We start from the raw sequence: 25,894 nt of genomic DNA on the forward strand, positions 1-25,894 counted from the left end.
CCCCGGCCGACGCGACCGCCCAGGCCGCCGCGGCACGTGCGGTCGCCGGCTTGATCGAGGCGGCGTTCGAGGCGGCCGAGCCCCCGCCGACGCTTGCCGAGCTCGCCGAGCGCACGGGCTACTCGGCCTTCCACCTGCTCCGGCTGTTCAAGGCGCAGACGGGGCTCACCCCGCGCGCCTATGCCGAGGGCCTCCGCGCACGGCGCCTCGGCGAGCGGCTGGCGCGCGGGGAGGGGGTGGTCACGGCCGCCTTCGCGGCGGGCTATGGCAGCCTCCGCGGCGCCTATGCGGCGACAGGCGGGATCACCCCGGGCCGCGCACGCCGGGGCGGGCAGGGAGAGACCATCCGCACCGCCTTCGCCGAGACGCGCTTCGGCCCGCTTCTCGTCGGCGCCACCGGCCGCGGCGTCTGCTTCATCGGGTTCGCCGAGCCGCGGGCGGCGCTTCTCGCGGATCTGCAGCGACGTTTCCCGAACGCGACGGTCGCCGAGGACGACGCGACGCTTGCGGGCCATGTGCAGGCGGTGCTGGCCTATCTCGAGGCGCCGCGCGCCGGGCTGGCCTTGCCGCTCGACCTTCAGGGAACCGCCTTCCAGAAGCGCGTGTGGGACGCGCTGCGCGCCATTCCGCCGGGCGAGACCCGCACCTACAGCGAGGTGGCCGCCTCGCTCGGCCGGCCAGATGCCGTGCGCGCCGTCGCCACGGCCTGCGCACGCAACCCCACATCGCTCGTCGTGCCCTGCCACAGGGTGATCGGCAAGGACGGGGGCCTGCACGGCTATCGCTGGGGGCTTGCCCGCAAGCGCGCCCTGCTCGCGGCCGAGGCGGGGGACTGATGCCCGGGTGAACATCCTCCTCTTCGCGGTGACGTCCGTGCTCTGGGCGCTCGGCTGGGCGGCGATCAAGATCCAGGTGGCGATCGGACCGGCAGGCCCGGCCGTCGCCTGGCGGCTTCTTCTCGCCGGCACGATCCTGCAGCTCTGGCTCCGCGGCACCGGGCGGCACAAGGGCTTCGCCTTGCGCGACCTGCCCTTCGTCGCCATCCAGGGGCTCGGGCTGTTCGCCATCAACAACCTCGTCTTCTACGAGGCTGTGACGTTCATCGCCTCCGGCCTCGTCGCAGTCATCGTGGCCATGGTGATCCCGCTGAACGCGATCGGGCTACGGCTCGGCTTCGGCCTTCCCATCCGGCCGGCGGTGATCCTCGGCGCCGCCGTCGCCGCCTCGGGGCTCGCGCTCGTCTTCGCTCCGGAATGGTCGATGCTCGCCGAAGCCGGCGCCTGGCGCGGCGTCGCGCTCGGCATCGGCGGCTCCTTCGTCGTCGCCTCTGCCAACATGGCGGCGGTGCGCAACGCCCGCGCGCGGCTGCCGACTCTCGCGGTGATCGCTGACGGGCTCGTAATCGGCGGGGTGTTCGCAGCGATCGTCTCGGTGCTGCGCGGGCAAGGGCTTGCCGTCCCGCTCAATGCGGCGTGGATCGCGGCGCTGGTGTTCCAGGCGCTGCTCGTCTCGATCCTCTCCTTCTTCTGCTACTTCACGTTGCAGACGCGCATCGGCGCGGACCGCGCGGCGTATGTGCTCGTGGTCGTTCCGGTGCTGTCGCTCGCGCTGTCCTCGGTGCTGGAGGACTATCGCTGGTCGGTGCTCGCGGTGATCGGTGCCGGTCTCGTCGCGCTCGGCAACGCCATCGCGCTCGCCCCGCGCCGCGTCTGAGTTATTGCGCCAGCGTGCCGGGCGGCGTTGACAGCCCCGCTGGGTGGGGACCACACTGATCATACGCATACGAACAATCAGGGGAGCGCGGGCGTGCTGGAATGGCCTTCGGTGCATCGGATCATCGCCGCCGCCTTCGCAGAGGATGTCGGGGCGATCGACCTGACGAGCGAGACGGTCATCCCCGCCGAGGCGCGCGCCACCTTCGTTCTCCGCACCCGTGAGACCATCGTCGTCTGCGGCATCGACGTCGCCGAGGCGGTGTTCCGCAGCCGTGCACCGCAGTGCGGCTTCGAGGCCGGCGCGAAGGACGGCGCGAAGGTCGAGAAGGGAACGGTGCTCGCAACCGTCACCGGCCCCGCCCGCGCTCTGCTGACGGCCGAACGCACGGCGCTGAACCTGCTTTCCCACATGTCAGCGGTCGCAACCGTGACGCGCCGCTATGTCGAGCGCATCGAGGGAACGAAGGCGCAGCTGATCGACACGCGCAAGACCACGCCCGGCCTGAGGGCGATCGAGAAGCACGCGACCAGCGTCGGCGGGGCGCGCAACCACCGGCTCGACCTCGCCGGCGGCATCATGATCAAGGACAACCACATCTCCGTCTGCGGCTCGATCGCCGCCGCCGTCGCCCGTGCCCGCGCCACCGCCCCGGTTCTGACCAAGATCGAGGTGGAGTGCGACAGGCTCGACCAGGTGAAGGAAGCGGTCGAGGCGGGGGCGGACGTGATCATGCTCGACAACATGAAGCCGCCGATGCTCGCCGAGGCGGTGGCGATGGTGGCGGGCCGCGTGCCGCTCGAGGCTTCCGGCGGTGTCAACCTCGACACGATCCGCGCGATCGCAGAGACGGGGGTGGACTTCATCTCCGTGGGCCGGATCACCCAGGGCGCGCCGCCGGTCGATATCGGCCTCGACGCGACGATCGAGGCCTGAGGGATGGGAGCGGTCTGCGTCTTCGCCTCGGCCAATGATACGCTCGCGGCGTCGCTGAAGCAGGCGGCGGAGGAGGCGGGGGCTGGCATCGCGCGGCTTGGCCATTCGGTCGTCTATGGCGGGTCCTCGCGCGGCCTGATGGGGGCGGTGGCGCGCGGCGCGGTCTCGGCCGGCGGGCGCGTCGTCGGCGTCATGCCGCGCCACCTCGCGGGGCGCGAGCGCGCGGCGATCGACATCGCCGAGATCCACCTCGTCGACACGCTCGCGCAACGCAAGCAGCTGATGGCCGATCTCGCTGACATCTTCCTCGTGCTTCCGGGCGGCGTCGGCACGCTCGACGAGGCGCTCGAGATGATCACGTGGTACGACGTCGGGCTGAGCCGCAAGCCGGTGCTGTTCGTCGATGTCGAAGGGTTCTGGCGCGACTTCGCGCAGATGATGGCCGGGCTCAAGGCCCGCGGCGTGCTGCGCGCAGACATCGAGGGGGCGTGGAGCGTGCTGCCCGACGTGCCGAGCGCGCTCGCGGTGATCGCGTCCTCGTTCGCCCCGCGCGCGGCGTGAGGCGGCCGAGAGATGACTGGGAGAGAGGGAGAATGAACATGCCGGTGCAACGTCGACTTCTCCTCGGTGCGGCCGCTGCCGCGCCGGCCATTCTCGCCGCGCGCGGCGCCGGCGCGCAGGAGGCGATGCGGATCACGCTCGCGGGCGGCTCGGTCGGCGGCGCGTGGAGCGCGATCGGCAACGCGATCGGCGAGAGCATCCGCCGTGCCGTGCCGGGCTCCTCCTTCAGCTACGAGCCGGGGCGCGATGCAGCGAACGTACTTCTGGTCTCACAGGGGCGGGTGCAGCTCGGCATCGCACATGCGCAGATCGCGTTGCGCGCCATCAAGGGCGAGCCGCCCTTCGACCGGGCGATGCCGAACGTGCGCGCCGTGAGCCTGATCGACAGCGAGGCGGCTTGGCAGGCGCTCGTGCGCGAGGGCGGGCCGGTCTCCTCGATCGAGGAGATCGCGCAGAAGCGCGCGCCGGTGCGCGTGACGGCGAACCTCCGCGGCACGCTGATGGCGCTCGCGACCGAGGAGGCCTTCGCCGCCGCGGGCGCGCCCTTCGCGCAGATCGAGCGCTGGGGCGGCAAGACGCACTACGTCGCCTGGAACGACGCGCTCGACATGCTGAAGAACAACCAGGCCGACATCATCACCAACGTCGTCGACTTCCCTTCGCGCCAGGTGATCAACGCAACGCGCGAGATGCCCGTGCGCATGCTGAAGCTCGGGCCCGAGGTCGTGGCGAAGGTGAACGAGCGGCTCGGCTCGACGCCGGTGACGATTCCGGCCAATTCCTACCCGTTCCAGCCCGAGGCGCTGAACACGTTCCGCGCCCATGTCATCCTGCTCACCTCCGCCGACGTGCCGGAGGCGACGATCGAGACGATCGTGAAGGCGATGATCGCCAATTTCGACGCGATCAAGCGCAGCCACGCCACAATGGCGCGGCTCGAGCCGAAGGCGCTACCCGACACGGGCGGCGTGGGGCTGCACCCCGGTGCGGCGAAGGCCTACCGCGCAGCGGGGCTGCTCGCCTGAGCATCGTCGCCCGGTTCGGGCCAGGCAACAGGCGGGAGCTTCCACCGGCGGAGGCTGCCGCCGTCGCCGTGCTCGGAACCGGACTCTCGAGCTGGATGCTGGCGCTTGCGCTGGGCTGGGAGAGCGACCGCAACGCAACGCTCTTCGCCTTCCTCGGCACGGTGCTCGCGCTCGGCTTCCTCACGGTCACAGGCAATGCCCTGAGGCCAAAGGGGCGATCCTGGTTCGCGAACGGGCTCGCCGCGCTCTCGCTCGCCACCTGCGGGTATTTCGTCTGGATGGCGCCGAAGCACGCGCTGCGCTGGCCGATGGTGAGCCCGCTGTCGGACGCCGACATGATCGCGGCGGTCCTGCTCTGCCTTCTTGTCCTCGAGGCGACGCGGCGGACGATCGGGCTCACCCTCTGCATCCTGGTCGCCGGGTTCCTCGCCTACGCCGTCTGGGGCCATCACGTGCCCGGCTCGTTCTCGCACCGGCCGCTAACGCTCACCGAGATCGTCGATCATCTCGTCTTCACGACGAACGGGCTGATCGGCCCCGCGCTTGCGGTCGCGGCGTTCCTCGTCTTCGTGTTCGTGCTGTTCGGCGCGGTGCTCGACAGGCTCGGCGGCGGGGATTTCTTCCATGATCTCGCAGGCGCCCTGGTCGGCCGCCAGGCGGGCGGGCCGGCCAAGGTCGCGGTTGTCTCCTCTGCGATGTACGGCACCATCTCAGGCTCGCCAACGGCGGACGTGGTGACGACCGGAAGCCTCACCATCCCGATGATGAAGCGCCTTGGCTACGCGCCGGCCTATGCCGGCGGGGTCGAGGCGGCGGCCTCCGCGGGCGGCGCGATCCTGCCGCCCGTCATGGGCTCTGCGGCGTTCCTGATGAGCGACTTCACGGGCATCGCGTATGCCGACATCGCCTTCTCCGCGATCACCATCGCGGTGCTCTATTACGTCGCGGTGTTCTACCAGGTGCATGCGCGCGCGGTGCTCGACGGGCTTGGCGCGTTCGAGAAGGCGGGGCCGCGCGTGGTGGAGGTGATGCGCCGCGGCTGGTGGTTCCTCGTGCCGATCGCGGCGATGGTCTGGCTCGTCGTCTCGGCCGACAGGCCTGTCTATGGCGGCGGCATCGCCGTGCTGCTCGCCGGGGCGATGGCGGTGGTGATGACGCGCGACCCGCTGCGCGTTGCCCGCGCGCTGTTCGAGGCGGCGCAGGACGGCGCGCGCCGTGCCGCACCGGTGGGCATCGCCTGCGGCGTGGCGGGTCTCGTGGTCGGCACGCTCACCATCACCGATCTCTCCGGCAAGTTCTCCTCCCTGCTGTTCGGCTTCGCGCCGAACCAGATCCTGTTCGTGATGCTGATCACGGCGGGGGTGACGCTGCTTCTCGGGATGGGCATGCCGACGCCTGCCGTCTATGTGCTCGCCGCCGTGCTTGCCGCGCCGGCGATGATCAATCTCGGCGTGCCGGTGCTCGCAGCGCACCTCTTCGTCGTCTACTTCGCCTCGATGAGCGCGATCACGCCGCCCGTCGCGGTCGCTGCCTTCGCCGCCGCCTCGATCGCCCAGGCAGACCCGATCCGCATCGGGCTGATCGCCTGCCGCCTCGCGGTCGCTGCCTTCGTGCTGCCGTTCTGCTTCGTGTTCCGCCCCGGCCTGCTTCTGGTGGGCGAGCCGATCGTCGTCCTCTGGGCGGTGTTCGTCACGCTCTGCGGCGTGGTGTCCCTCGCCGCAGGGTTCGAGGGCTGGCTTGGCCGCCGGCTCGCACCCGGGCAGCGCGCGGTACTGATCGCCGCGGGCCTCACCCTCGTGGCGCCCGACTGGCGGGCGGATGCGGCGGGCCTCGGCCTTCTCGCGCTCGCGCTCGCCTGGGTCAGGCTCGACCGTGCGGGGGAGAAGCTCCGCGCGTAGCGCTCACGGCATCACGGCGACGCGCAGCGCATTCGTCGTGCCCGATTCCCCGAACGGTACGCCCGCGATCACCACGATCTCGTCTCCCTGCTTCAGGAACCCCTCCTGCGAGGCGATGCGCAGGCTCTTCGAGACCGTCTCGGTCATGGAATGGACATCGGCCGTGACGACGGGGTGGACGCCCCAGGTCACGGCGAGGCGCCGCGCCGTCGTCATGCGCGGGGTGAGGCCGAGGATCGGCGCGTCGGGCCGCTCGCGCGCCATGCGAAGCGCGGTCGATCCGCTCATCGTGAAGGTCGCGATCGCCTCGGCCCGTATGGTGGAGGCAACCTGGCGCGCCGCGGCGGTGATCGCATCGGCCGTCGAATGCTCGGGCGGGTTCCGCGTCGCCTCGACGATCTCTCGCCAGGTCGGGTCCGCTTCGACGCGGGAAACGATTCGGTCCATCATCGCCACCGCCTCGCGCGGGAAGGAGCCTGCCGCGCTCTCCGCCGACAGCATCACCGCATCGGCCCCGTCGAACACCGCGGTGGCGACGTCGGAGGCCTCGGCGCGCGTCGGCGTGGGGGCGGAGATCATGCTCTCGAGCATCTGCGTCGCGACGACCACTGGCTTACCCGCGCGCCGGCACGCCTTGACGATGCGCTTCTGCGCGAGCGGCACGGCCTCGGGCGGAAGCTCCACGCCGAGATCGCCGCGCGCGACCATCACGCAGTCAGACAGCGCGACGATCTCGTCCAGCGCGTCGAGCGCGCCGGGCTTCTCGAGCTTGCTCATGATCCAGGCGCGGTCACCGATGATCTTCCGTGCCTCGGCGACGTCCTCCGGCTTCTGCACGAAGGAGAGACCGACATACTCGACGCCGTTGTCGAGAGCGAAGGCGAGGTCGCGCTTGTCCTTCTCGGTCAGCGCCGGGATCGGCAGCGTCACGTCGGGCACGTTGACGCCCTTGCGGTCCGACACCGCGCCGCCGACGACCACTTCGGTCTCGAGATGGTCCGCCCGCGCGCGCGTCACGCGCAGCCGGACCTTGCCGTCGTCGATCAGCAGCGTCGAGCCGATGCCTGCCGAGCCGATGATCTCGGGGTGCGGGAGCGAGACGCGCGTGCGGTCTCCCGGAACGGGGGAGAGATCGAGCCGGAAGCTCTGCCCGGTCTGGAGCTGCACGCGCCCGCCGCCGAACGTGCCGACGCGGAGCTTCGGGCCCTGGACATCGACGAGCACGCCGATCGGCCGGCCAGCGCGCTTCTCAATCCCGCGGATCGTGTTCAGCCGCGCGAGATGATCCTCGTGCGTGCCGTGGCTGAAGTTCAGGCGGAACACGTCGGCTCCTGCCTGGAACAGCGCCTCGATCACCTCCGGTGTCGAGCTCGCCGGGCCGAGCGTGGCAACGATCTTGGTGCGGCGGTGCCGCCTCAGCGCGGGTTTCTGTCGCATGAGTCTCCGGAACCTATCGGGGGGCGATGAGGATGGCGCGGATGTCGTTGACGTTGGTCAGCGTCGGCCCGGTTACGACAAGGTCACCGGTGCCTGAAAACAGGCTGTAGCTGTCGAAGCCGGCGGCGAGGGCGGCCGCGTCGAGGCCTGCGGCGCGGGCGCGGGCGATCGTGTCGGGGGTGACGATCGCGCCGGCGGCATCCTCCGTGCCGTCGATGCCGTCGGTGTCGCCGGCGATCGCCCAGATGCCTGGCGTGCCCTTCAGCGCGAGCGCGAGGCCCACGAGAAAGGCGGTGTTGCGCCCGCCGCGCCCGGCGGGGCCGGAGCCGATCGTCACCGTCGTCTCGCCGCCCGAAAGCAGCACGCAAGGCGGTTTCGCGGGCGTGCCATGCGTGGCGCAGGCCAGCGCGATGCCGGCCATCACGGTGCCGACGATGCCGCTCTCGCCCTCGATCGCATCGCCGAGGATCAGCGGCGCGAGCCCGTGCGCGCGCGCGGCCTCGGCTGCCGCCTCGAGCGCCATCTGCGGCGTGGCGATCATGTGGAACGCGGCGCGATCGAGCCGCGGGTCGCCCGGCTTCGGCGTCTCCTCCTCCGCGCGCATCAGGTGCGCGGCCACCGCATCGGGAAGCGCGATGGCGTATTTCGCGACGAGCGCGCGCGCATCGGCGAAGCTCGTGGGGTCGGCGACGGTCGGGCCGGAGGCGATCACCGCCGGGTCGTCGCCCGGCACGTCGGAGATCGCGAGGGTGACGATGCGCGCAGGCGCCGCTGCCGCGGCGAGCCGTCCGCCCTTGATCGCGGAGAGGTGTTTCCGCACCGCGTTCATCTCGTGGATCGTCGCGCCGGAGGCGAGCAGGGCGCGGTTCACCGCCTGCTTGTCCTCCGCTGTCAGGCCGGGCGCGGGAAGCGACATGAGCGCCGAGCCGCCACCCGAGATGAGCGCGATGACGAGATCGTCCTCGCCGAGACCGCGCACCGCCTCGAGGATGCGCCGCGCCGCCGCCTCGCTCCGCGCGTCCGGCACGGGGTGGCGCGCCTCGAGCACGGCGATGCGCTTCGTCGGCACTGCATGGCCGTCACGCGTGACGACAACGCCTTCGACGGAGCCCTGCCACGCCTCCTCGAGAACCGAGGCCATCAGCGCGGCCGACTTGCCCGCGCCGATCACCACCGTGCGCCCCTTCGGCGACGCGATTCCGGCGAGCGCCTTCGGCAACACACGCCGCGGGTCGGCCGCGGCGACCGCGCCATCGAACATGGCCCTCAGCGCCGCTCGCGCCGCAGCGTCCGTCACCTCCACGCCCGGAAACCTCCCTCATCCCAGCTCGGCGCGGGGAGTATGGCGAAGACCGTCCCGGCGCGCCATGTTGAGGGTCAGGTGTGTCACAGGAGGCGAGACATGGCCGCACCCGAATTCGACGACGCGACGCGCACGGCGCTCGAGGCCGCTGCCTTCCGCCGGCTCGTGCAGCATTTCCGCGAGAGGTCGGACGTGCAGAACATCGACCTGATGAACCTCGCGGGCTTCTGCCGGAACTGCCTCTCGAAGTGGTACCGCGCGGCGGCCGAGGAGAAGGGCCTGGCGCTGACCTATGACGAGGCGCGCGAGATCATCTACGGCATGCCGTACAAGGAGTGGCAGGCGCTGCACCAGAAGGAGGCGTCGGCTGAGCAGCTCGCCGCCTTCGCCGTCGCCCAGCCGAAGGACCATTGAGCGCCGGCATGGAGGCGCCTGTGGCGAAGGCCGGCATGCTGATCCGCCGGCCTGTGGCGGAGGTGTTCGAGGCCTTCGTCGATCCAGCCGTCACGACACGGTTCTGGTTCACCGAGGCTACCGGGCGCGTCGAGCCTGGCGCGAGGCTTCGCTGGTCATGGGCGATGTACGGTGTCGCCACCGATCTCGAGGTCAAGGCGATCGACGATGGTCGCCGCATCGCCATCGCATGGGATCTCGCCGACGATCCCACCGAGGTCGAGTGGCTCTTCAGCCCGAGGGCCGATCACACCTTCGTCGAGGTGGTCAATCGCGGCTTCGGCGCGGGGCGCGGGGCGGTCGAGCGGGCGCTCGACGCGGCCGGCGGCTTCGCGCTTGTCCTGGCCGCCGCCAAGATCTGGCTCGAGCACGGCGTCGACCCCCGCTTCGTGGCGGATCGTCACCCCGATGCCCATGTCCGTGGGTGGCAGGAGCCTTAGCTAGCTTGGCTCTGCCTGCCTCGGCTCCGCGCGCACGGTGCCGTTCAGCTCGTGGCGCAGGCGCGAGATCGCCTCGTACACGGCGAGGCGCGAGCGGTTGATGCCGCCGAGCGGCCGGTGCGCCGGCACGCAATGCCACGGCGTGAAGGACAGGTTCTCGCAGAACGCCATCTGCTCGGCCGTCTCGAAAGCCTGGCGCGGGATGGTCAGCCGCGCGACGGGAATGAAGGGCGAGGCGGCCTCGCTCCAGATCACCGTCGGGTCCTCGATCGGCATCGCGTCGGGATCGCCGCGAAGCTGTACGAGGAAATCGAAGGCCGCGCCCGCCTCGGCCAGGTGCCGCGAGAGGTTGCGGCGGAGGAAGTCGGGCCCATCGGTACCATGGAACCGTGACGGCGGCGATGCAGGGCGCGCGGAGAACTTGCAGGCGACATCGCCGAACAGATACGGCGTCATACTCCAGTAGCGGATGTCGAGCGGGTTGGTGACGCGGCGGCGCACGATCGCGCCGGCGACGGCGAGCTCCCTCCACCGGAACCGGGTCGGGTTCCAGCCGGGGAAGAAGAAGCGCCAGCGCGGTTTCGCCGCCTGGAAGGCGATGTAGTCGATCGCGTTGCGCACGAAGAAGCTCGGATGGTTGATCAGCAGGAAGTCCTGCGTACCCGACGGACTCCCCTCGACGCCGAGCAGCTTGATGGCGAGCCCGCGGCCGTCGCCGCGCCGATCGTTCCTCGGGGTCTCGGAGCCGTTCGAGAGACGCACCCATGCGGGGTAGCAGCGCGGCTCGGCGAACACGCCTGCGCGGAGATGCACGGGAAGGCCGTCAAGCACGCGGAACTCGGCGCGCACGCAGCCATGCGCCTTCGGGTGCGCATCCCTGCGGGCGGGCCCGGTCGCGGCCGTCGAGCGAACCTCGGCCTCGATCGCGGCGACGACCGCGCCGATCGCCTCCGGCTCTCCCTCGGGGATGGCCTCGCCCGCCACGGGCGCGAAGCGGAACGGCTCGCCTTCGGCTGTCTCGGGATGGGTCATCCTGGGCCCGGCTGTGGCAAGGGAAATGCTGCGCCGAAGCGAGGCGGGCGCTGCCCGGGTGAGCATATAGCCAATCGCGACGGCAGATGCATCGCGGCGGAGGGGTGGGGCCTAAAGCCCCGGGCTTGATGTCGGGGCCCGCCGCCGCTATCCCTCCCGCCCCTTCGCGACGGAGTGACGCGCATGGCCAAGGCAGCCGAGAAGACAGCCGACGACCAGACCTACGGCATCGCTGCCGACAGGCTCCGCAGCCTTGTCGAGCGCATCGAGCGGCTCGAGGAGGAGCGCAAGGCGCTCGCGGGCGACATCAAGGACATCTACGCCGAGGCCAAGTCGGCCGGGTTCGATGTGAAGGTGCTGCGGCAGATCATCCGCATCCGCAAGCAGGACCAGGCCGAGGTCGAGGAGCAGGAGAGCCTGCTCGATCTCTACAAGCGCGCCCTCGGCATGGGCTGAGGGGGCGCGGCCCCCGGCGGGATTTTTGCGCAGGCGTCGGCGCCGCGTCACGTCGCGGACAGCCCGTCGAACCAGGATTTCCACTCGGGCACCGCGCGCGCGAACGTGCCGCGATGCGTCGTCGGGCCGGTCGAGACCGCCTCGACCCTGGCATTGCCCATCGCCCGCTGGAACTCCATCGCCAGCCGCCCGATGCCGTGGCGGATCGCCTCGTCTCTCTCGCCGTAGTGGTTGCGCACGGGCGTGCGGATGATCCAGCGATAGGCCTGGTTCGCGGCCATCTGGCGCCCGAAGGCGGAGGCCGTGAAGAAGCCCGGGTCGAAGTAGGCGTCCGCGATCAAGCTGCGCAGATCCGTCGGGATCCGTGCGGGGTCGACCACCTGTCCTTCATAGGCCTGCCTGCAGATGTCGTAGTGCTCCGGCCTTATCATCGACCGTGCGAGGCCGGGCAGGGCGTAGTAGGTCTCGAACGAGAAGGACGAGAGGATGAAGATCGTCGTGATCCAGGTCGCATCGATTGGTCGCGGGAAGTTCAGGAAGCCCGCGAGCGCGGCCCAAAGGTCGATCGGCGCGCTTGCCGTGGCGGTCGCTGTGACAGGCATGCCGATCGCCTCGAGCCGCTCGAGCAGCGCCATCGTCACGTAGCCGCCCTGCGACCAGCCGGACAGGAAGAGGTGACGGTCGGTGAGGCCCTCTGCCCGCAGCACCGTGCGGGCGGCGATGATCAGGTCGGCTGTTGCCTGCTGGTGGCTGCCCTTGACCATGTAGCCCTGCGGCTCGGTCGACTCGCCCATCCCGATGTAGTCGGCACCGATCACCGCGTAGCCCTGGCCCGCGAACTGCGCGACCATGAGCTGGGTCTCGGGTGACTGCTCGGGGAAGGACGGAACCTGCTGTTTCCCGTACACGGTGCCGTGCTGGTACGAGAGGAGCGGCAGGGTGGCAGCGCCTGTCTCCGGAATGGCGACGAGGCCTGTGAGCGTGACGGGCGTGTTGCTTCGCTCCGGCACCACCGACGGATAGCTCACGCGATAGAGCCGCACCGCAGTGCGCGCGGGGCTGTAGGTGACCGGTATGCCCGCGAAGGCCGGCGTATCGGCGGTGAGGATCCGGTTCAGCCGCGCCACGTCCCACCGCGCGATGAGGCGATAGGTCACGTGGCCTGGCACCTTCTGCGCGGCTGCCGGCTGCGCCGCGCCCGGCGTGGCTGCGAGCGCCATCGCGCCGAGGCTCAGGCCTGCGGCCGCACCGGCCATCTGTCGCCGCGGCAGGCCTGGTGGTGGCGAGCGGTCACGCATGTCGTCCTCGCTGCGGGGGCTGGGTCGCGCGGGTACCGTGCCCGATCTTCGTTGACGAATGGCGAGCGAGCCGCCTGTCAGGCGTACATCCTCTCCACGATGTCCTTGTGCTCGCGCAGCACGATCTGGCGGCGCACCTTCTGCGTCGAGGTCAGCAGCCCGTTCTCGATCGTGAAGGCCGGAACCGCCCGCCAGTGGCGGATCCTCTCCGTCACCGTCAGCGTGCGGTTGGCCTCGTCCACCGCGAGGCCGATCTCCTTCTCGTCCGCCCCATCGGCCGGAACGATCAGCGCCACGAGATGCGACCGCCCGTCGCCCGCCACCACGGCCTGAGCGATCGCCGATTGCTGCGCGAGGATGCCTTCCACGCGCGCGGGGCTCACCATGTCGCCGCCCGTCGTCTTGATGATCTCCCGCTTGCGGTCGGTGATGCGCAGATAGCCGTCCTCGTCGAGCGAGCCGACATCGCCTGTGTGCAGCCAGCCATCGCGGATCGCTGCCTCGGTGGCCTCGGGGTTGTTCCAGTAGCCCTGCATCACGAGATCGCCGCGCACGAGGATCTCGCCGTCATTGGCGATGCGCACCTCGACATTGGGCAGAGGCAGGCCGACCGTGTCGATGCGGATGCGCCCCGGCGGGTTGGCCGCGATCACCGGCCCCGCCTCCGTCTGCCCGTAGCCCTGCATGATCGGGATGCCGAGGGCGAGGAAGAAGCCGCCGACATCGGGGTCGAGGCGGGCGCCGCCGCTCATGATGCCCTTGAGCCTGCCGCCGAAGCGCGCGCGCACCTTGCGCCGCACGAGGAACTCGAGCGCCTTGTCGGCGAACCACCCCGTCGGCCCGAGGCTCTGCCCGCGCACCCGTCGCGCGCCGAGCGCGAGCGCGGCGACGAAGAGGTCGCGCTTCCATTTCGGCTCGCGCTTGAGGCCCGTGAGGATGCGCGAGCGGATCACCTCGAACAGTCTTGGCACGGCGGTCATTACCGTCGGGCGCACCTCGAGCATCTCGGGCGCGATCCTGTCTGCGCCCGAGGCGTAGTAGATCTGCGTGCCGATCGAGAGAAGGAAGAACTGCCCGCAAGTGTGCTCGTAGCTGTGCGAGAGAGGCAGGAAGGAGAGGTAGACCTCGTCCTTGAGGCCGAGCGGCTTGAGCAGCTCCCACGCCCCGGCGCAGTTCGACAGGAGCGCGCGGTGCGGCAGCATCACGCCCTTCGGCGCCCCGCCCGTGCCGGAGGTGTAGATCAGGCACGCCGTCTGCTCGCCCGGGATGGCGAGAAGCTCCTCTGCGAAGCCAGGCAGTGGCGGGCGGGAGACGCCCTCGGTCCAGGGCAGGACGGTGGTACCCGCAAGCGCGCCGACATCCTCCATCGCGACGACGAGGTCGAGCCCGCCGGCACGGCCCGCGCCGTCCATCAGCTTCTGCGCCAACGCCCGGGTCGAGACCACCGCTGCGCGGGCGCCGCTGTCTGCCAGCACATGGGCGATGTCGCCCGGCGTGAAGGTCGTGTAGGCGGGAACGCAGACGCCCCGCACCGCCATGATCGCAAGGTCGGCGATCGGCCATTCGGGCCGGTTCTCCGCAAGCAGGAGCACCCTGTCGCCAGGCTCCACGCCATGGGCGCGGAGCGCGGAGGCGAGGCCCGCCGCAGCCTGTCCGAGCGCGGCCCAGCTCGTTGCGCGCCAGGACGTGCCTTCCCTGGCCCACACGGCCGGGCGCTCGCCCCATTCGGCGGCGCGGGAAAACATCATCGCGGCAAGGTTCGGCCAGGCGGGATAGCCCGAGCCTGCCTGCCCCATGGAAGCCAGCGCACCGTTGGCCTTAAGGCTCGCGGCAAGGTCATCCCAGTCACCCGAATTCGTCACCCGGCGTTATCCTCCCAGATCGGCCGCCCAGGCCGGCTCGGCCTGCGCGGCGGTGTCCCCGCAGCATCCCGCCCGTGCCGGTTGTCCCGGCCCGGCGCGGTGCCATATCCCTTCAGCGCCAACAGAGGTAGGAAGCCGCCGTGCCGCACGCCAGCCGAGATCGCTACGCCACACTCGCCGCTTCCCCCGAGGCGCCGGCCGCGGGCGCGCAGGCCCAGCAGCTTCCCGCCTGGGACCTTTCCGACCTCTACCCCGGCCCGGACAGCCCCACCGTGGCGGCCGACCTCGACGCAGCCGAGAAGGCAGCGAAGGCGTTCGCCGAGCGCTTCAAGGGCCGGCTCGCAAGCCTTTCGGGAGCAGACCTCGCCGCGGCGATCGAGGAGTACCAGCGGATCGAGGAGATCCTGGGCAAGGTCATGTCCTACGCCCAGCTCCTGTTTGCCGAGGACGCGACCTCCGCCGAGATCGGCAAGTTCTATCAGGGCTGCAACGAGCGGGTCACCACGATCAGCTCGCACCTGATCTTCTTCACCCTCGAGCTGAACCGGCTCGAGGATGCCGCGCTCGAGAAGAAGCTCGGCGATGCCGCGCTCGCCCGCTTCCGCCCCTGGCTGCGCGACCTCCGCGTGTTCCGCCCGCACCAGCTCGCCGACGAGCTCGAGCGCCTGCTGCACGAGAAGGAGGTGACGGGCCGCTCGGCGTGGAGCCGCCTGTTCGACGAGACGATGGCGGGGCTCCGCATCACCATCGAGGGCGAGGAGCTCACGCTCAGCCACGCGCTGAACCGGCTGTCGGACCATGACCGCGCGCGACGCGAGGCGGCGGCGAAGGCGATCGGCGCGACGCTCGCGGGCAATGCGCGCCTCTTCGCGCTGATCACCAACACGCTCGCCAAGGACAAGGAGATCATCGACACCTGGCGCAGCTACGAGCGGCCCGAGAGCTACCGCAACCGCGCCAACATGGTGGAGGACGAGGTCGTTGAGGCGCTTGTCTCCGCCGTCACTGCCTCCTTCCCGCGCCTGTCGCACCGCTACTACGCCCTGAAGGCGCGCTGGCTCGGCCTCGAGAAGCTCGCCTACTGGGACCGCAACGCCCCGCTGCCCGAGGATGACGACAGGCTGATCTCGTGGGACGATGCCGTCCGCCGCGTGCGGTCGGCCTATCGCAGCTTCTCCGACGAGCTCGCCGATGTGGGAGACCGGTTCTTCGCCGGCCCCTGGATCGATGCGCGGCTGAAGCCGGGCAAGGCCTCGGGCGCCTTCGCCCACCCGACCGTGCCGTCGGCGCACCCCTACCTGCTGCTGAACTATCACGGCCGCGCGCGCGACGTCATGACGCTCGCGCATGAGCTCGGCCACGGCGTGCACCAGGTTCTCGCCGCGCCCAACGGCTACCTGATGTCGGGCACGCCGCTGACGCTCGCAGAGACCGCCTCGGTGTTCGGTGAGATGCTGACCTTCCGCCAGATGCTGGACGGCGAGGCCGATGCGCGCCGCCGCCGCGTGCTTCTCGCGGGCAAGGTGGAGGACATGCTGAACACGGTCGTCCGCCAGATCGCCTTCTACCGGTTCGAGCAGCGCGTGCATGCAGAGCGGCGAAAGGGCGAGCTGACGCCCGACGCGCTCGCCGCCATCTGGATGGAGATGCAGGCCGAAAGCCTCGGCCCCGCCTTCACCTTCGACGACGACTACCGAACCTACTGGGCCTACATCCCCCACTTCATCCACACCCCCTTCTACGTCTACGCCTACGCGTTTGGAGACTGCCTGGTGAACGCGCTCTACGGCGTGTTCCGCGACGGCCACCCGCGCTTCCAGGAGAAGTATCTCGATCTCCTCCGTGCGGGCGGAACGAAGCGACACAAGGAGCTGCTGGCACCCTTCGGGCTCGACGCGTCCGACCCCGCGTTCTGGAACAGGGGGCTCGACGTGATCGCGGGCTTCATCGACGAGCTCGAGGCAGCGATGCCTGCGAAGGCCTGAGGAGAGCGCGCGGGATGGCGGGGGAAGAAGCCTCGATCTTCGGGCAGCTGAGGCGCGTGGTCCGCACCTCGGGCGCCGTGGGCGGCATCGCAGCGCGCGTCGCGGGCGAGCGCCTGTTCGGCGTCAAGACCGACAGGGTCGGGCATGCGGAGGACCTCAAGGCCGTGCTCGGGGGGCTGAAGGGCCCTCTGATGAAGGTCGCGCAGTTCCTCTCCACCATCCCCGATGCCCTGCCGGCGGAATACGCCGCCGAGCTCGCCCAGCTCCAGGCGAACGCGCCCGCGATGGGCTGGCCCTTCGTCAACCGCCGCATGCAGGCAGAGCTTGGGCCGCAATGGAGCACCAGGTTCGCGAGCTTCGGGCGCGAGGCTGCGGCTGCGGCCTCGCTCGGCCAGGTGCACCGCGCGACATTGCCTGACGGCCGGTCCGTCGCCTGCAAGCTGCAATACCCGGACATGGCGAGCGTGGTCGAGGCCGATCTCCGCCAGCTCAAGCTCGCGATGGCCGTCTACCGGCGGATGGACAACGCCATCCAGCAGGAAGAGATCTACAAGGAGCTGACGGAGCGGCTGCGCGAGGAGCTCGACTACGCGCGCGAGGCGGCGAACATGCGCCTTTACCGCGCGATGCTCGCGGCCGAGCCCTCCGTGCACGTGCCCGATCCGATCGAGGGCTACTGCACGTCGCGCCTGCTGACCATGACCTGGCTCGAGGGCCGCGCGCTGATGCGCAGGCTCGAGGAGGATCCGCCGCAGGAGGAACGAAACGTCATTGCATTGAACCTGTTCAAGGCGTGGTATGTTCCGCTCTACCGCTACGGCGTCATCCACGGCGATCCCCACCTCGGCAACTACCAGGTGCGCGCCGATGGCGGGGTGAACCTGCTCGACTATGGCTGCATCCGGATCTTCCAGCCGCACTTCATCCGCGGCGTGATCGACCTCTACGAGGCGGTGCGGGACAAGGACGAGGACAAGGCCCACCACGCCTACGAGACATGGGGCTTCACCGGGCTCGACCGGGAGAAGATGGCGGTGCTTAACCTCTGGGCCGAGTTCCTCTACGAGCCGCTCCTGCAGGACCGCACCCGCCGCATCCAGGAGAACGACGACCCCCAATTCGGCCGCCGCGTCGCCGAGGAGGTGCATGCGGGGCTCAAGCGGATCGGCGGCGTGAAGCCGCCGCGCGAGTTCGTGCTGATGGACCGTGCGGCGATCGGGCTCGGCTCGGTGTTCCTCCGGCTCGGCGCAGAGCTCAACTGGCACCAGCTCTTCCACGGCCTGATCGACGATTTCGAACAGGGCGTGATGGCCGAGCGCCAGGCCGCCGCGCTTGCCGAAGCCGGGGTTCCCCAGCCGACCTGACGGACGCGAGGCCCCGCCGCGTTTCTCAGCCGGCGTGCCGGGCGAGGCCCTTCCAGTCGAAGCCTATGCCATGGCCCGGCCTGTCGGGAGCGATCGCGCTCCCTTCGACGAGGCTGATCGGCTCGGCGATGAACCGGTCGAGCCCGAAGCCGTGCGCCTCGAGATATGCGCGGTTCGGGCACGCGGCGAGCAGGTGCACCGTCACGTCATGCGCGCCGTGCGAGGTCACCGGCAGGTTGAACGCCTCCGCGAGCCGCGCGACCTTCATGAAGACCGTCACCCCGCCGCAATTCGTCACGTCAGGCTCGGGGAAGCTCACCCCGCCTGCGGAGATCATCTGCTGGAATTCCCAGAGGGTGCGCATGTTCTCTCCCGTCGCGACCGGCAGCCCGCCCTCGCGGAGGATGCGCGCGTGGCCCGCGACGTCGTCGGGGATGGTCGGCTCCTCGAGCCAGACAAGGTCATAGGGCGCGAAGGCGCGGGCGCGGCGGATCGCTTCGTCGACGGTCCATTTCATGTTGGCATCAACCATCAGCGGGAAGCCCTCGCCGAGATGGCTGCGCATCGCCGCGACCCGCTCGACATCCTCTGCCATGTGCACGCGGCCGGCCTTCATCTTGATGGCACGTAAGCCGCGGGCGAGATTGCCGTCGGTCTGCGCGAGAAGGTCGGCGACGGAAAGGTCGAGGTCGATGCCGCCCGCGTAGCAGGGCACGGCCGGGTCGTACCCGCCGAGCAGGCGCCACAGCGGCGCGTTGGCGCGCACGGCCTTGAGGTCCCACAGCGCCATGTCGAACGCCGACTGGGCCAGCACCGAAGGGCCGCCGCGCCCGCCATAGTGCAGCGCCCACCACACCTTCTGCCAGAGATGCTCGATCCGGTCGGCATCCTCGCCGGCGACGATCTCGGGGATCTCGCGCCTGGCGATGTCGGCGATCGCGCCGCCGTTCCGGCCCGTGGTGTAGGTATAGCCGACGCCCTCGGCGCCGTCCTCGTCGCGCACGCGGATAGTCACGAGCTCGAACCGCGTCATGACGCCGTGCGTCGAATCGGACAGCGGCACATCGAGCGGTATGCGGAACAGCCCGGTGTCGATCGATGCGAGTCGCGCCATGTGCTTCTGCCTTCCTCCCGGTTCGTTTGCGCGGGAGCATGGCGTCGCGGGGTGGGCGGTGCAATCCGCGCGGGGGTCTAGCCCGGCGGGACCCGCCGCCACTTGATCGCGCAGCCGATCGCCTGGACCTGCTCCTCCGGCGCGGGGCGGCCTTCGGCGACGGCGCGCATCGCCTCGAACAGCTCCCGCCGCGCGCCGGGGATCGCCGTGGTGCGCGAGGCGTCGAGTCGCCCGCGATAGACGAGCCGCCGCGCGGCATCGAAGCCGAAGAAATCCGGCGTGCAAACCGCACCATAGGCGCGTGCGACCTGCTGCAGCGGGTCGTGCAGATAGGGGAAGGGCAGGCCTTGGTCGCGCGCGAGGCGCTGCATCGCCGGGAACCCGTCCTCGGGATAGGCCTCCTGGTCGTTCGAGCAGATGCCGGCGAAGCCGATGCCGAGCCGCGCGAGTTCGCGGGCATCGCGGATCATGAGGTCGAGCACCGCCTTCACGTAGGGGCAGTGGTTGCACATGAAGACGACCACCGCACCCTTCGGCCCGGCGATGTCGGCGTAGGCCAGCGTGCGCCCATCCGTCGCCGTCAGCAGGAAATCCGGCGCCGTCGCGATCGTTTCATGTCGTTCCGCCACGTCCATGCCTTGCCTCCATCCGCCTCGTGGGCGCAGCATAATGCAAGCCGGGTTGCGATGCTGCCCGGATTTGCAACCTTAACGTTCGGGGGTCCATCGCCTGATGGCTGTTCCGAGGCGCGCCGATCTCGCACCACCGCAGAAGGCGGACACGCTGGCCGACCGCGCGGCGCTGCTCGGCCGAGCGCCGCTGCTCCGCCGCCTGCCTGCCGAGGCGCTGGCGCGACTCGCGGGCTTCGCGCATCTCCGGCCGATGACGAAGGGCGAGACGCTGTTCCGCAGGGGCGACCCCGGGACGGGACTGCTCCTCGTCGTGAAGGGACGAATCCGCGTCTCCGTTCCCTCGACGGAAGGACGCGACGGCGTTCTGAACCTCGTCCGCGCAGGCGAGGTGGTGGGCGAGATCGCGCTTCTCGACGGGCACCCCCGCACGGCGGACGCGATCGCCGATACCGACGGCGAGGTGATGCTCCTCGAGCGCCGCGACCTCCTGCCGCTTCTCGAGGAGAACGGCTCGCTCGCGCTCGCGCTGATGGAGGTTCTCTGCGAGCGCCTGCGGCAGACCTCCGCGCAGGTCGAGGCACTGATGTTCCAGGAGACGGGGCCGCGACTCGCGCGCGCGCTGCTGCAGCTCTCCGCGGTGCAGCGTCTCGCCTCCGTGGCGGTGACGCAGAAGCAGCTCGGCGAGATGGCGGGCACGAGCCGCGAGAGTGCCAATCGCACGCTTAAGGCGTGGGAGGCGAAGGGGTTCGTCTCGCTTGTCCCTGGCCGGGTGACGCTGCGCGACGAGGCGGCGATACGCACGATCGCCGAAGGCGTGCGCGAGCACCAGGAGGGCTAGCCTAGCCGTTTTCCTTCTTCGCGACCTCCACTTCCGCGGCGAGTTCGTGTTGAAGAAAGTAGTTGAGGAAGGTGCGGATCGCGGCGACCGCCGCAAGCTTGCCGATCTGTTCCCAGTTCGGAGAGATCGCCGTACCGACGATGTCGGCGGCAAGCTGGAACTCGAGCGCGAGCGACAAGCCGCGCGCGAGTGCGATTCGCGCTGCCGTCGTTCCGGACCCCAGAAGCTTGAACAGCGCGAAGGCAATGGCTGCGAGGACGATCGTCACGCTGATCGCCTCGATGCCGAGCTTCAGCCACGAGGCAGCCTCGATGACGGCCTGTTCCGCCGACGCGGAAAGCGCACGTTCCTCCACCGCCACCTCCCCCTAGCCGGCGCGCGCCGCGGGTGCCATCGTGACCGAGCACGAGGCGACGCGCCTTCCGGCAGACAGCATCAGCCCCGTCAGCCGATTCGCGCCGCTACCCGCGATCAGCGCGAGCGGGACCGTCGCCCCCGCGGCGAGCCTGAGACGCGGCAGGACCACCGTCTGGCCCCCCTCGATCGTGGCGAAGCCATGCGCGATGCCGAGGCTCGTCGCACCGAGCGTCTCCGTCAGCGCCTCGATCGGCCGCTCGCCCTTCACCTGGTCGCGCAGATTGGCAACCGGGTCGAGCACCTCGTCGGAGGAGCCCGCATAGGGCCGCCGCCTCTGTCCCCAGGGTCCCGCATAGAGCCCGGCACGGCGATAGGGCAGGGCAGCCGAGGGGATGACGAGGCGGAGGAAGGAGGCGCCGGGCGCGCGAAGGACGAGCCCGTCCTCGTCGTCGCTTCCCGTGACAAGCAGACGCAGCCGCGTGCCCATCGGGGCGCTCCGGGCGCTGGCGAGCGAACGGATCGCCGCATTGTTCCGTGCAGGCAACGGCTCGTCCGCGCTCAGCGGGTCGTCGGGGCTGTCGATCGTCGCGACGAGCAGGGGGGTGGACGGGTCAGGCTGCGGCCAGGCGAGCCGCGCCGTGTACCGGTTTCGCGGCTTGACCTCGCCGAGGGCCTGCTCGGCGATCAGCGTGAACAGCCCTTGCCGCTTCGGCGAGGGTGGCGTGGCAGCGAGCGAGGCCGGCGCGGCCCACAGCCTGAGCACGGCCTCGCGTGCCGGTGCGCCGCCGCGGTTGCCGTAGCGCACGGTGACGGTGGCGGGACCCTGGCAGGCGGCGAGGTCACCCACCGGCGCGCCCTCCTCGTCGGCCACCGCGATGGCGGGGCTCGCGCAGAGGTCCTCCGACACAAGAGGTTCGATGCCTGTATCGCCCTCGTATCGTTCGACCCAAAGATCGGCTCCCGCGACGGCTTCCTCGCCTGTCGCTGCAACCATCGCTGCGATGTCGAGCGCGCCGAAGCCGGCGGCGGGGTCCCACCCCGTGGCGTCCTCCGGCGTATCGGCGGGGCCGAGCGCGACCACGTCGCGGCGCGCCGTTTCGCAGAGCACCTGGCGGATGTCGGCAGCCGCGGGGGCAAGGCCGGTCAGCGCATGGATGCGCTCGCAGTAGAGCGCGGCTGCGCCTGCCACCTGGGGGGCCGCGAAGCTCGTGCCGCCGCTCGTCCGCACCGGTCCGCCATTGGTGATCAGCCCCCGCATCGAGGGCGCGGTGACGAAGGCGCCGATGGCGGAAAGCTCGGGCTTGGGGAACCCGCCGCCGCGAACCGGGCCGCGGCCCGAGAAGTCCGACACGCGCATCGGCGCGCCGTCGCTCCGCGCATCGAGCGAGGCGACGGCGAGAACGCGCCGCGCGGTTGCCGGAACGTTCACCGTCGTGCCGAGCGCGATGCCGTCGATGCCGGGCTGGCCGAGCCAGCGGCGGAGCATCCGGTTGTTGCGATCCACCCAGCCATGCACGTCGCCGCTCGCGCCATGGACGAGAAACTGCCAGGTGCCGCGCGGCAGCGTCGCGCCAGGTGCCGGGCGCACCGTCAGGGTGAGGCAGCAGAGGCCGCCCGCCTCGCGCGACAGCAGCCCCTCTGCCAAGAAGCCTGACGGTGCGGGCGAGACGGGGATCGGCACGATGCCGTCCGTCTCGCGCACGGTCACCGGCCCGATCATCCGTGCCGGAGCGAGGATGCCCGAGATCGTCACCGAGGCCGCGCCGGTGCTCTCGAACCAGAGCTCGGCCGCCTCGGCGAAGAGGCAGCCCGGCGCGAACTCGAGCGCGAGCGCGACGTCACGTGCCGTGGCATCGCCAGGCACCACGGCGTGTGCGGGCATCGGCACGGGCGGCAGGCCCTGGAAGCGGAGCAGGTGCTCGTTGCCCGCCGCGACGACGAGCGCGCGGCCGGGCAGGAGGAGCAGGTTGTCTAGGAACTCCTCGCCGAGGAGGCCGCCGTCATGCGGTCCGAGATTGTCGCCGTTGGAGAGGTTGACGACGACGCCCGCGAAGGGCGCGAGAGGCGTTGCGGTGGCGAACAGGTCTGCCACGCCCGCAAGCATCGCTGCCTCGTTGCCGAAGCGCCGTTCGTCCTGCCCCGCCGCCGCGACGAAGGCGAGCGCTGCCTCGGGCGCGATGCCAGGGAGGCTGCGCTGGGCGAGCCTGCCGCTTCCGCCAGCGATGCCGGCGACCATCGTGCCATGCGTCTGCAGCACGGTGCGGTCGCCGGCTGCGGTCGGCGCGAGAGGCAGGTCGCGCGCGCGCACGAGATGGGCGAGCGCGCCGGATGGGGCCCCGCCCGCCGCGTGCGCCGCGATCGCGACATCGATCTCGCCGCGCTCGAAGCGCGCCCCCATCGCCGGCTGGCCGGGCCCCGGGCGCGGCGGCAGCGAGAGATCGTGCAGCCAGGCGAGCCGAGTGGTTCCGTCCTCATTCCGGAGATCGGGATGCAGCAGGTCGATGAAGGTGTCGACCACGCCGACCAGCGTTCCCGCCCCGGTGAGCCCCTCCGCACCGTCGCCGTGGGGAGGCAGGGCATGGACGCGGGCGACCTCCACCGGCGTCGCTGCGGCCTGCCAGGTTCGCCCCGGCTCGGCGCGCACGGTGGCAGGGTGCTCGAGCACGCGCACGAGACCGATGACGTTGACCCACACGACGAAGATGTCGGCCGCCTGAGCGGCGACCTCCGCGCCGAGTGCCTCGAGCTCCGCCCTCTGGCCGAGGAAGCGGAGAAGCACGCCGGCGAAAGGGCGGGAGCGGTCGAAGGTCGTGACGATGCCGGCCTCCCGCGCCTCGGCCGCGCGGCGGAACGCAAGCCGCTCGGGCGTGGCCGTGATGCCGAGCCGCCGCGCGTACTCGTCGAGCGCCTCGAGCCCCTCGCGCACGGTCTCGTCCACCGCCTCGTCGGCGAGCGAGGCGAGCAGGGCGGTGACGCGCCCCGAGAGGCTGAGGCCGTAGCGTGTGGCCGATGGCGCGCCTGCGCGCGGCTTGTCGCGCGGCGTGACCGGTGCGACCCGCCTCCGCCTCGGAGGGTCGCGTTCCGTCACGCTCCCGACGGTCCGGTGGCGATCGAGTGGCCGATCAGGTCACCGACGGCGGAGAGGAGCAGCATCTTCTCGACCTGCACCGTCTCCTCGTCGAGCAAAAGCGCGAGGAAGGTGCGGATCCGGTCGAACCGTGCCCGGTCGGTTGCCTTGGTTGCGGCGAGCGCGCGGCCCCAGGCCGAGGCGTACTGCGCCTCCGAGACGGGTCGCGTGAGGCCGATCAGCATCCGCACCGTGCGCTTGGCACGGCCGGCGACGATGAAGGTGCCGAGATAGCGCGCGCTTCCCGCGAGCTCGCTGTCGGCGAAGAGCGTGTCGGAGACGAGCTCGGCCAGCTCCGTCTCGTTGCTCACGCCGGGGCTGTCGGACTCCTTGTCGGTCAGCCAGTCCTGCACCGCCGCAGCGCTCTGCCACGAGAGAACGGCGGTGACGGAGATGATCGCCGCGAGCGTGCCGGAGACATTGATGCCGGCGGCGGGCGCCGCGCCATGCTCGCCGAAGAACGGCAGCGCCGCTTCCGTGCGCACCTCGGAGACAATCTCTCCTGCCCGTGGCTCGCCTGCGCCAAGGCGGGCGAGAAGCTCGCGTGGGGAGATGTCATTCGTCATGGGGGCGTGTCCTTCCGGGTCTGCATCGAGGCGTGGGGGTTGGCGGCGGTGGTGACGAGGCCGAGCGCGGCAAGCTGCTCGAGCCCGCGCGAGAACGCGCCCTGCTCCGGCGCGGGGCCGGGCAGGGAGCGGAGCGCGTCGTTGAACTCGGCGGCGATCGCCGCGCGTGGCCGTCCGTCGCAGAGCGTCAGCAGCAGCCAGGATGTGGCGTTCAGCGTGTGCAGCCGCGCGCGCGCCGGGTCGTAGGCGAGGCAGGTCCCCATCTCCGGCACCGGCCTCAGGCGCAGGCCGCGCGCGGCGCTAACGCAGTCGGTCGGGGAGAACGGCAAGGTCCACTCCCTCGTTCAGCGTCACGTCGAACGGATCGGGCGCTTCCCAGCGCCCGTGGAAGGCAAAGGCGGTCGAGCGGCAGCCGCCATGGCTCCTCTGCGTCGCCGAGCAGTCCGGGCAGGAGGCTTCGACATTGCCCGAGCGGATGCGGCGGTAGAGCGGATCGTTCCGCCAGGCATCGAGGTAGGAGCGCTCGAGGATGTTGCCGTAGTTCACGTACTCGCGGAGATACTGGCAGCCGATGATGTCGCCTGCCGCATCCAGCGCTGCGGCCTGCCAGCAGCAGTTCTGGTCGCGCGGGTGCCAGGACTGCATGACGCCGAGCCCGTCCGGCGGGTCGAGCGAGGCGATCGCTGCCATCTGCGCCTCGAGCGGCAGCGCGATCTCCTCCCAGATGCGCTTGGCGCGCCCGAGCGGGTAGAGCCTCAGAATGCCCACCCGTTCGGCGCCGAGACGATGCGCGAGGCGAAGGATCGCGTTCAGCCGCGGGGCCGTGCGGCGCGTCAGGACCACGAGCGCATCGACGGGGATGCCACGCCGCGCGCATTCCTCGATCGCCGTGCAGGCGGAATCGAACGCGCCCGGCGCGCCGGCGGTCGCGTCGTGGGAGGCTGCGTCGTCGCCCATCAGGTCCACGAGCACGCGGCCGACACGGATGGCGGCGAGCCGGTCCGCCACGGCGGCGTCGAGGCCGGCGCCGCGTGTTCGCACGAGCGTCATCATCCGCGGCGCGACGGCCTCGAGCAGGTCGAGGAAGCCGGGCTTGGCGAAAGGCTCGCCGCCTTCGAAATAGACCTGGATGAACCCGTCATCGGCGAGCTTCGCCAGCACCTCGCGCCAGGCAGGGATGGAAAGCTCGCGCGGCTTGGGCGCCGCGGAACAGTCGCTGTAGCAGTGCGCGCAGGCGTGCGGACAGGCCTCGGTGATCGAGACCGAGATCTTCGGTGGCGTCTCGAGGACGGGGTTTGCATACGCAGCAGTCATCGAGCGGCCCTGATCGCGCGGACGTCATTGTCCCGACATATTGTTCCCGGGTCGCGACGGAGTGTAGGCAGCAGCGATCCGTGGCACAATCCGGCCAGGGAGCGGGCGGCGCCTGGCCGGTTGACACCGGACGCGTCGCACTCCGCCAGTGGCTCGGAAGGCGAAGGCAGAACGGGCGCAGAT

At 70.7% G+C, this 25,894-nt stretch carries 24 protein-coding genes; 12 read left to right on the forward strand and 12 right to left on the reverse strand.

The window, feature by feature from the left end:
* The 6 genes from FIF60_RS06745 to FIF60_RS06770 form a co-directional block, all read left to right on the forward strand.
* Positions 1-836, forward strand: an 836-nt coding sequence (locus tag FIF60_RS06745; protein ID WP_144185171.1) for a methylated-DNA--[protein]-cysteine S-methyltransferase, incomplete at its 5' end; no start/stop codon positions are given.
* Between the two features lie 7 nt (positions 837-843).
* Complete coding sequence (locus tag FIF60_RS06750; RefSeq protein WP_144185173.1) at positions 844-1,713, forward strand: DMT family transporter; 870 nt, start codon at positions 844-846, stop codon at positions 1,711-1,713.
* Between the two features lie 93 nt (positions 1,714-1,806).
* Positions 1,807-2,649, forward strand: coding sequence for a carboxylating nicotinate-nucleotide diphosphorylase (gene nadC, locus FIF60_RS06755; RefSeq protein ID WP_144185175.1), 843 nt, complete (start codon positions 1,807-1,809; stop codon positions 2,647-2,649).
* 3 nt (positions 2,650-2,652) lie between these two features.
* Complete coding sequence (locus FIF60_RS06760; RefSeq protein WP_144185177.1) at positions 2,653-3,210, forward strand: LOG family protein; 558 nt, start codon at positions 2,653-2,655, stop codon at positions 3,208-3,210.
* Between the two features lie 38 nt (positions 3,211-3,248).
* Entirely contained in the window at positions 3,249-4,235 is a 987-nt protein-coding gene (locus FIF60_RS06765) for a TAXI family TRAP transporter solute-binding subunit (protein ID WP_158639099.1), read from the forward strand.
* 68 nt (positions 4,236-4,303) lie between these two features.
* Positions 4,304-6,133 carry a TRAP transporter permease gene (locus FIF60_RS06770; RefSeq protein WP_144185182.1) on the forward strand — a complete coding sequence of 610 codons (1,830 nt, stop codon included), beginning with the start codon at positions 4,304-4,306 and terminating at the stop codon, positions 6,131-6,133.
* Positions 6,134-6,136: 3 nt separating this feature from the next.
* Here the strand turns inward: FIF60_RS06770 and pyk are convergent, their stop codons facing one another.
* Together pyk and FIF60_RS06780 are read right to left on the reverse strand one after the other, a co-directional pair.
* The gene (gene pyk / locus FIF60_RS06775) at positions 6,137-7,570 is read right to left on the reverse strand and encodes a pyruvate kinase (RefSeq protein WP_144185184.1); all 1,434 of its coding nucleotides are present in this window, start codon (positions 7,568-7,570) and stop codon (positions 6,137-6,139) included.
* A gap of 13 nt (positions 7,571-7,583) precedes the next feature.
* Positions 7,584-8,831, reverse strand: a complete 1,248-nt coding sequence (locus FIF60_RS06780) for a glycerate kinase type-2 family protein (protein WP_144185423.1) — start codon at positions 8,829-8,831, stop codon at positions 7,584-7,586.
* 141 nt (positions 8,832-8,972) lie between these two features.
* Between FIF60_RS06780 and FIF60_RS06785 the strand changes: the two genes are divergently transcribed.
* Entirely contained in the window at positions 8,973-9,287 is a 315-nt protein-coding gene (locus tag FIF60_RS06785; RefSeq protein ID WP_144185186.1) for a DUF1244 domain-containing protein, read from the forward strand.
* 8 nt (positions 9,288-9,295) lie between these two features.
* Complete coding sequence (locus FIF60_RS06790; protein ID WP_144185188.1) at positions 9,296-9,766, forward strand: SRPBCC family protein; 471 nt, start codon at positions 9,296-9,298, stop codon at positions 9,764-9,766.
* Here the strand turns inward: FIF60_RS06790 and FIF60_RS06795 are convergent, their stop codons facing one another.
* Positions 9,767-10,798, reverse strand: a complete 1,032-nt coding sequence (locus FIF60_RS06795) for a catalase family protein (protein WP_158639100.1) — start codon at positions 10,796-10,798, stop codon at positions 9,767-9,769.
* A gap of 183 nt (positions 10,799-10,981) precedes the next feature.
* Between FIF60_RS06795 and FIF60_RS06800 the strand changes: the two genes are divergently transcribed.
* A complete protein-coding gene (locus tag FIF60_RS06800) occupies positions 10,982-11,254 on the forward strand; it encodes a DUF2312 domain-containing protein (protein WP_144185192.1) in 273 nt (90 codons plus the stop codon).
* A 47-nt stretch (positions 11,255-11,301) separates the two neighbouring features.
* Here FIF60_RS06800 and FIF60_RS06805 read toward each other — a convergent pair whose 3' ends face one another.
* Positions 11,302-12,552: an alpha/beta hydrolase family protein gene (locus FIF60_RS06805; RefSeq protein ID WP_204251127.1), complete on the reverse strand. Its 1,251-nt coding sequence runs from the start codon at positions 12,550-12,552 to the stop codon at positions 11,302-11,304.
* A 77-nt stretch (positions 12,553-12,629) separates the two neighbouring features.
* The gene (locus FIF60_RS06810) at positions 12,630-14,414 is read right to left on the reverse strand and encodes an AMP-dependent synthetase/ligase (RefSeq protein WP_338032063.1); all 1,785 of its coding nucleotides are present in this window, start codon (positions 14,412-14,414) and stop codon (positions 12,630-12,632) included.
* Between the two features lie 140 nt (positions 14,415-14,554).
* Here FIF60_RS06810 and FIF60_RS06815 point away from each other — a divergent pair, with 140 nt between their 5' ends.
* Both FIF60_RS06815 and FIF60_RS06820 read left to right on the forward strand, forming a co-directional pair.
* Entirely contained in the window at positions 14,555-16,399 is a 1,845-nt protein-coding gene (locus FIF60_RS06815; RefSeq protein WP_144185194.1) for a M3 family oligoendopeptidase, read from the forward strand.
* Between the two features lie 14 nt (positions 16,400-16,413).
* Positions 16,414-17,763 carry an ABC1 kinase family protein gene (locus tag FIF60_RS06820; protein ID WP_144185196.1) on the forward strand — a complete coding sequence of 450 codons (1,350 nt, stop codon included), beginning with the start codon at positions 16,414-16,416 and terminating at the stop codon, positions 17,761-17,763.
* 25 nt (positions 17,764-17,788) lie between these two features.
* Here the strand turns inward: FIF60_RS06820 and FIF60_RS06825 are convergent, their stop codons facing one another.
* Positions 17,789-18,877 (reverse strand): mandelate racemase/muconate lactonizing enzyme family protein, encoded by a 1,089-nt coding sequence (locus FIF60_RS06825; RefSeq protein WP_144185198.1) that lies wholly within the window; start codon positions 18,875-18,877, stop codon positions 17,789-17,791.
* 77 nt (positions 18,878-18,954) lie between these two features.
* On the reverse strand, positions 18,955-19,506 hold the full coding sequence (locus FIF60_RS06830; protein WP_239451526.1) for a thioredoxin family protein: 552 nt from the start codon (positions 19,504-19,506) through the stop codon (positions 18,955-18,957).
* Between the two features lie 103 nt (positions 19,507-19,609).
* Here FIF60_RS06830 and FIF60_RS06835 point away from each other — a divergent pair, with 103 nt between their 5' ends.
* Positions 19,610-20,347, forward strand: a complete 738-nt coding sequence (locus FIF60_RS06835) for a Crp/Fnr family transcriptional regulator (RefSeq protein ID WP_144185202.1) — start codon at positions 19,610-19,612, stop codon at positions 20,345-20,347.
* Position 20,348: 1 nt separating this feature from the next.
* Here FIF60_RS06835 and FIF60_RS06840 read toward each other — a convergent pair whose 3' ends face one another.
* The 5 genes from FIF60_RS06840 to FIF60_RS06860 are packed head-to-tail and all read right to left on the reverse strand — an operon-like array spanning position 20,349 to position 25,711.
* Positions 20,349-20,702 carry a DUF1622 domain-containing protein gene (locus FIF60_RS06840; RefSeq protein ID WP_204251128.1) on the reverse strand — a complete coding sequence of 118 codons (354 nt, stop codon included), beginning with the start codon at positions 20,700-20,702 and terminating at the stop codon, positions 20,349-20,351.
* Positions 20,703-20,714: 12 nt separating this feature from the next.
* Positions 20,715-23,792, reverse strand: a complete 3,078-nt coding sequence (locus tag FIF60_RS06845; RefSeq protein WP_144185206.1) for a S8 family serine peptidase — start codon at positions 23,790-23,792, stop codon at positions 20,715-20,717.
* Positions 23,789-24,397 (reverse strand): hypothetical protein, encoded by a 609-nt coding sequence (locus tag FIF60_RS06850; RefSeq protein WP_144185208.1) that lies wholly within the window; start codon positions 24,395-24,397, stop codon positions 23,789-23,791. Before FIF60_RS06850 ends, FIF60_RS06845 begins: the two co-directional genes overlap by 4 nt.
* A complete protein-coding gene (locus FIF60_RS06855; protein ID WP_144185210.1) occupies positions 24,394-24,660 on the reverse strand; it encodes a hypothetical protein in 267 nt (88 codons plus the stop codon). The genes FIF60_RS06850 and FIF60_RS06855 overlap by 4 nt, the downstream gene beginning before the upstream one ends.
* 37 nt (positions 24,661-24,697) lie before the next feature.
* Complete coding sequence (locus FIF60_RS06860; RefSeq protein WP_144185212.1) at positions 24,698-25,711, reverse strand: radical SAM/SPASM domain-containing protein; 1,014 nt, start codon at positions 25,709-25,711, stop codon at positions 24,698-24,700.
* Positions 25,712-25,894: the final 183 nt, after the last annotated feature.

Source organism: Elioraea rosea, from assembly GCF_007644105.1.
Taxonomy (GTDB): domain Bacteria; phylum Pseudomonadota; class Alphaproteobacteria; order Acetobacterales; family Acetobacteraceae; genus Elioraea_A; species Elioraea_A rosea.

Bases quoted from the DNA above. Each gene is read 5' to 3' on its own strand.
- FIF60_RS06760 (WP_144185177.1), top strand. From the start codon at position 2,653: ATGGGAGCGGTCTGCGTCTTCGCCTCGGCCAATGATACGCTCGCGGCG.
- FIF60_RS06765 (WP_158639099.1), top strand. From the start codon at position 3,249: ATGCCGGTGCAACGTCGACTTCTCCTCGGTGCGGCCGCTGCCGCGCCG.
- pyk (WP_144185184.1), bottom strand. From the start codon at position 7,570: ATGCGACAGAAACCCGCGCTGAGGCGGCACCGCCGCACCAAGATCGTT.
- FIF60_RS06780 (WP_144185423.1), bottom strand. From the start codon at position 8,831: ATGTTCGATGGCGCGGTCGCCGCGGCCGACCCGCGGCGTGTGTTGCCG.
- FIF60_RS06785 (WP_144185186.1), top strand. From the start codon at position 8,973: ATGGCCGCACCCGAATTCGACGACGCGACGCGCACGGCGCTCGAGGCC.
- FIF60_RS06790 (WP_144185188.1), top strand. From the start codon at position 9,296: ATGGAGGCGCCTGTGGCGAAGGCCGGCATGCTGATCCGCCGGCCTGTG.
- FIF60_RS06795 (WP_158639100.1), bottom strand. From the start codon at position 10,798: ATGACCCATCCCGAGACAGCCGAAGGCGAGCCGTTCCGCTTCGCGCCC.
- FIF60_RS06800 (WP_144185192.1), top strand. From the start codon at position 10,982: ATGGCCAAGGCAGCCGAGAAGACAGCCGACGACCAGACCTACGGCATC.
- FIF60_RS06805 (WP_204251127.1), bottom strand. From the start codon at position 12,552: ATGCGTGACCGCTCGCCACCACCAGGCCTGCCGCGGCGACAGATGGCC.
- FIF60_RS06820 (WP_144185196.1), top strand. From the start codon at position 16,414: ATGGCGGGGGAAGAAGCCTCGATCTTCGGGCAGCTGAGGCGCGTGGTC.
- FIF60_RS06825 (WP_144185198.1), bottom strand. From the start codon at position 18,877: ATGGCGCGACTCGCATCGATCGACACCGGGCTGTTCCGCATACCGCTC.
- FIF60_RS06835 (WP_144185202.1), top strand. From the start codon at position 19,610: ATGGCTGTTCCGAGGCGCGCCGATCTCGCACCACCGCAGAAGGCGGAC.
- FIF60_RS06850 (WP_144185208.1), bottom strand. From the start codon at position 24,397: ATGACGAATGACATCTCCCCACGCGAGCTTCTCGCCCGCCTTGGCGCA.
- FIF60_RS06855 (WP_144185210.1), bottom strand. From the start codon at position 24,660: ATGGGGACCTGCCTCGCCTACGACCCGGCGCGCGCGCGGCTGCACACG.
- FIF60_RS06860 (WP_144185212.1), bottom strand. From the start codon at position 25,711: ATGACTGCTGCGTATGCAAACCCCGTCCTCGAGACGCCACCGAAGATC.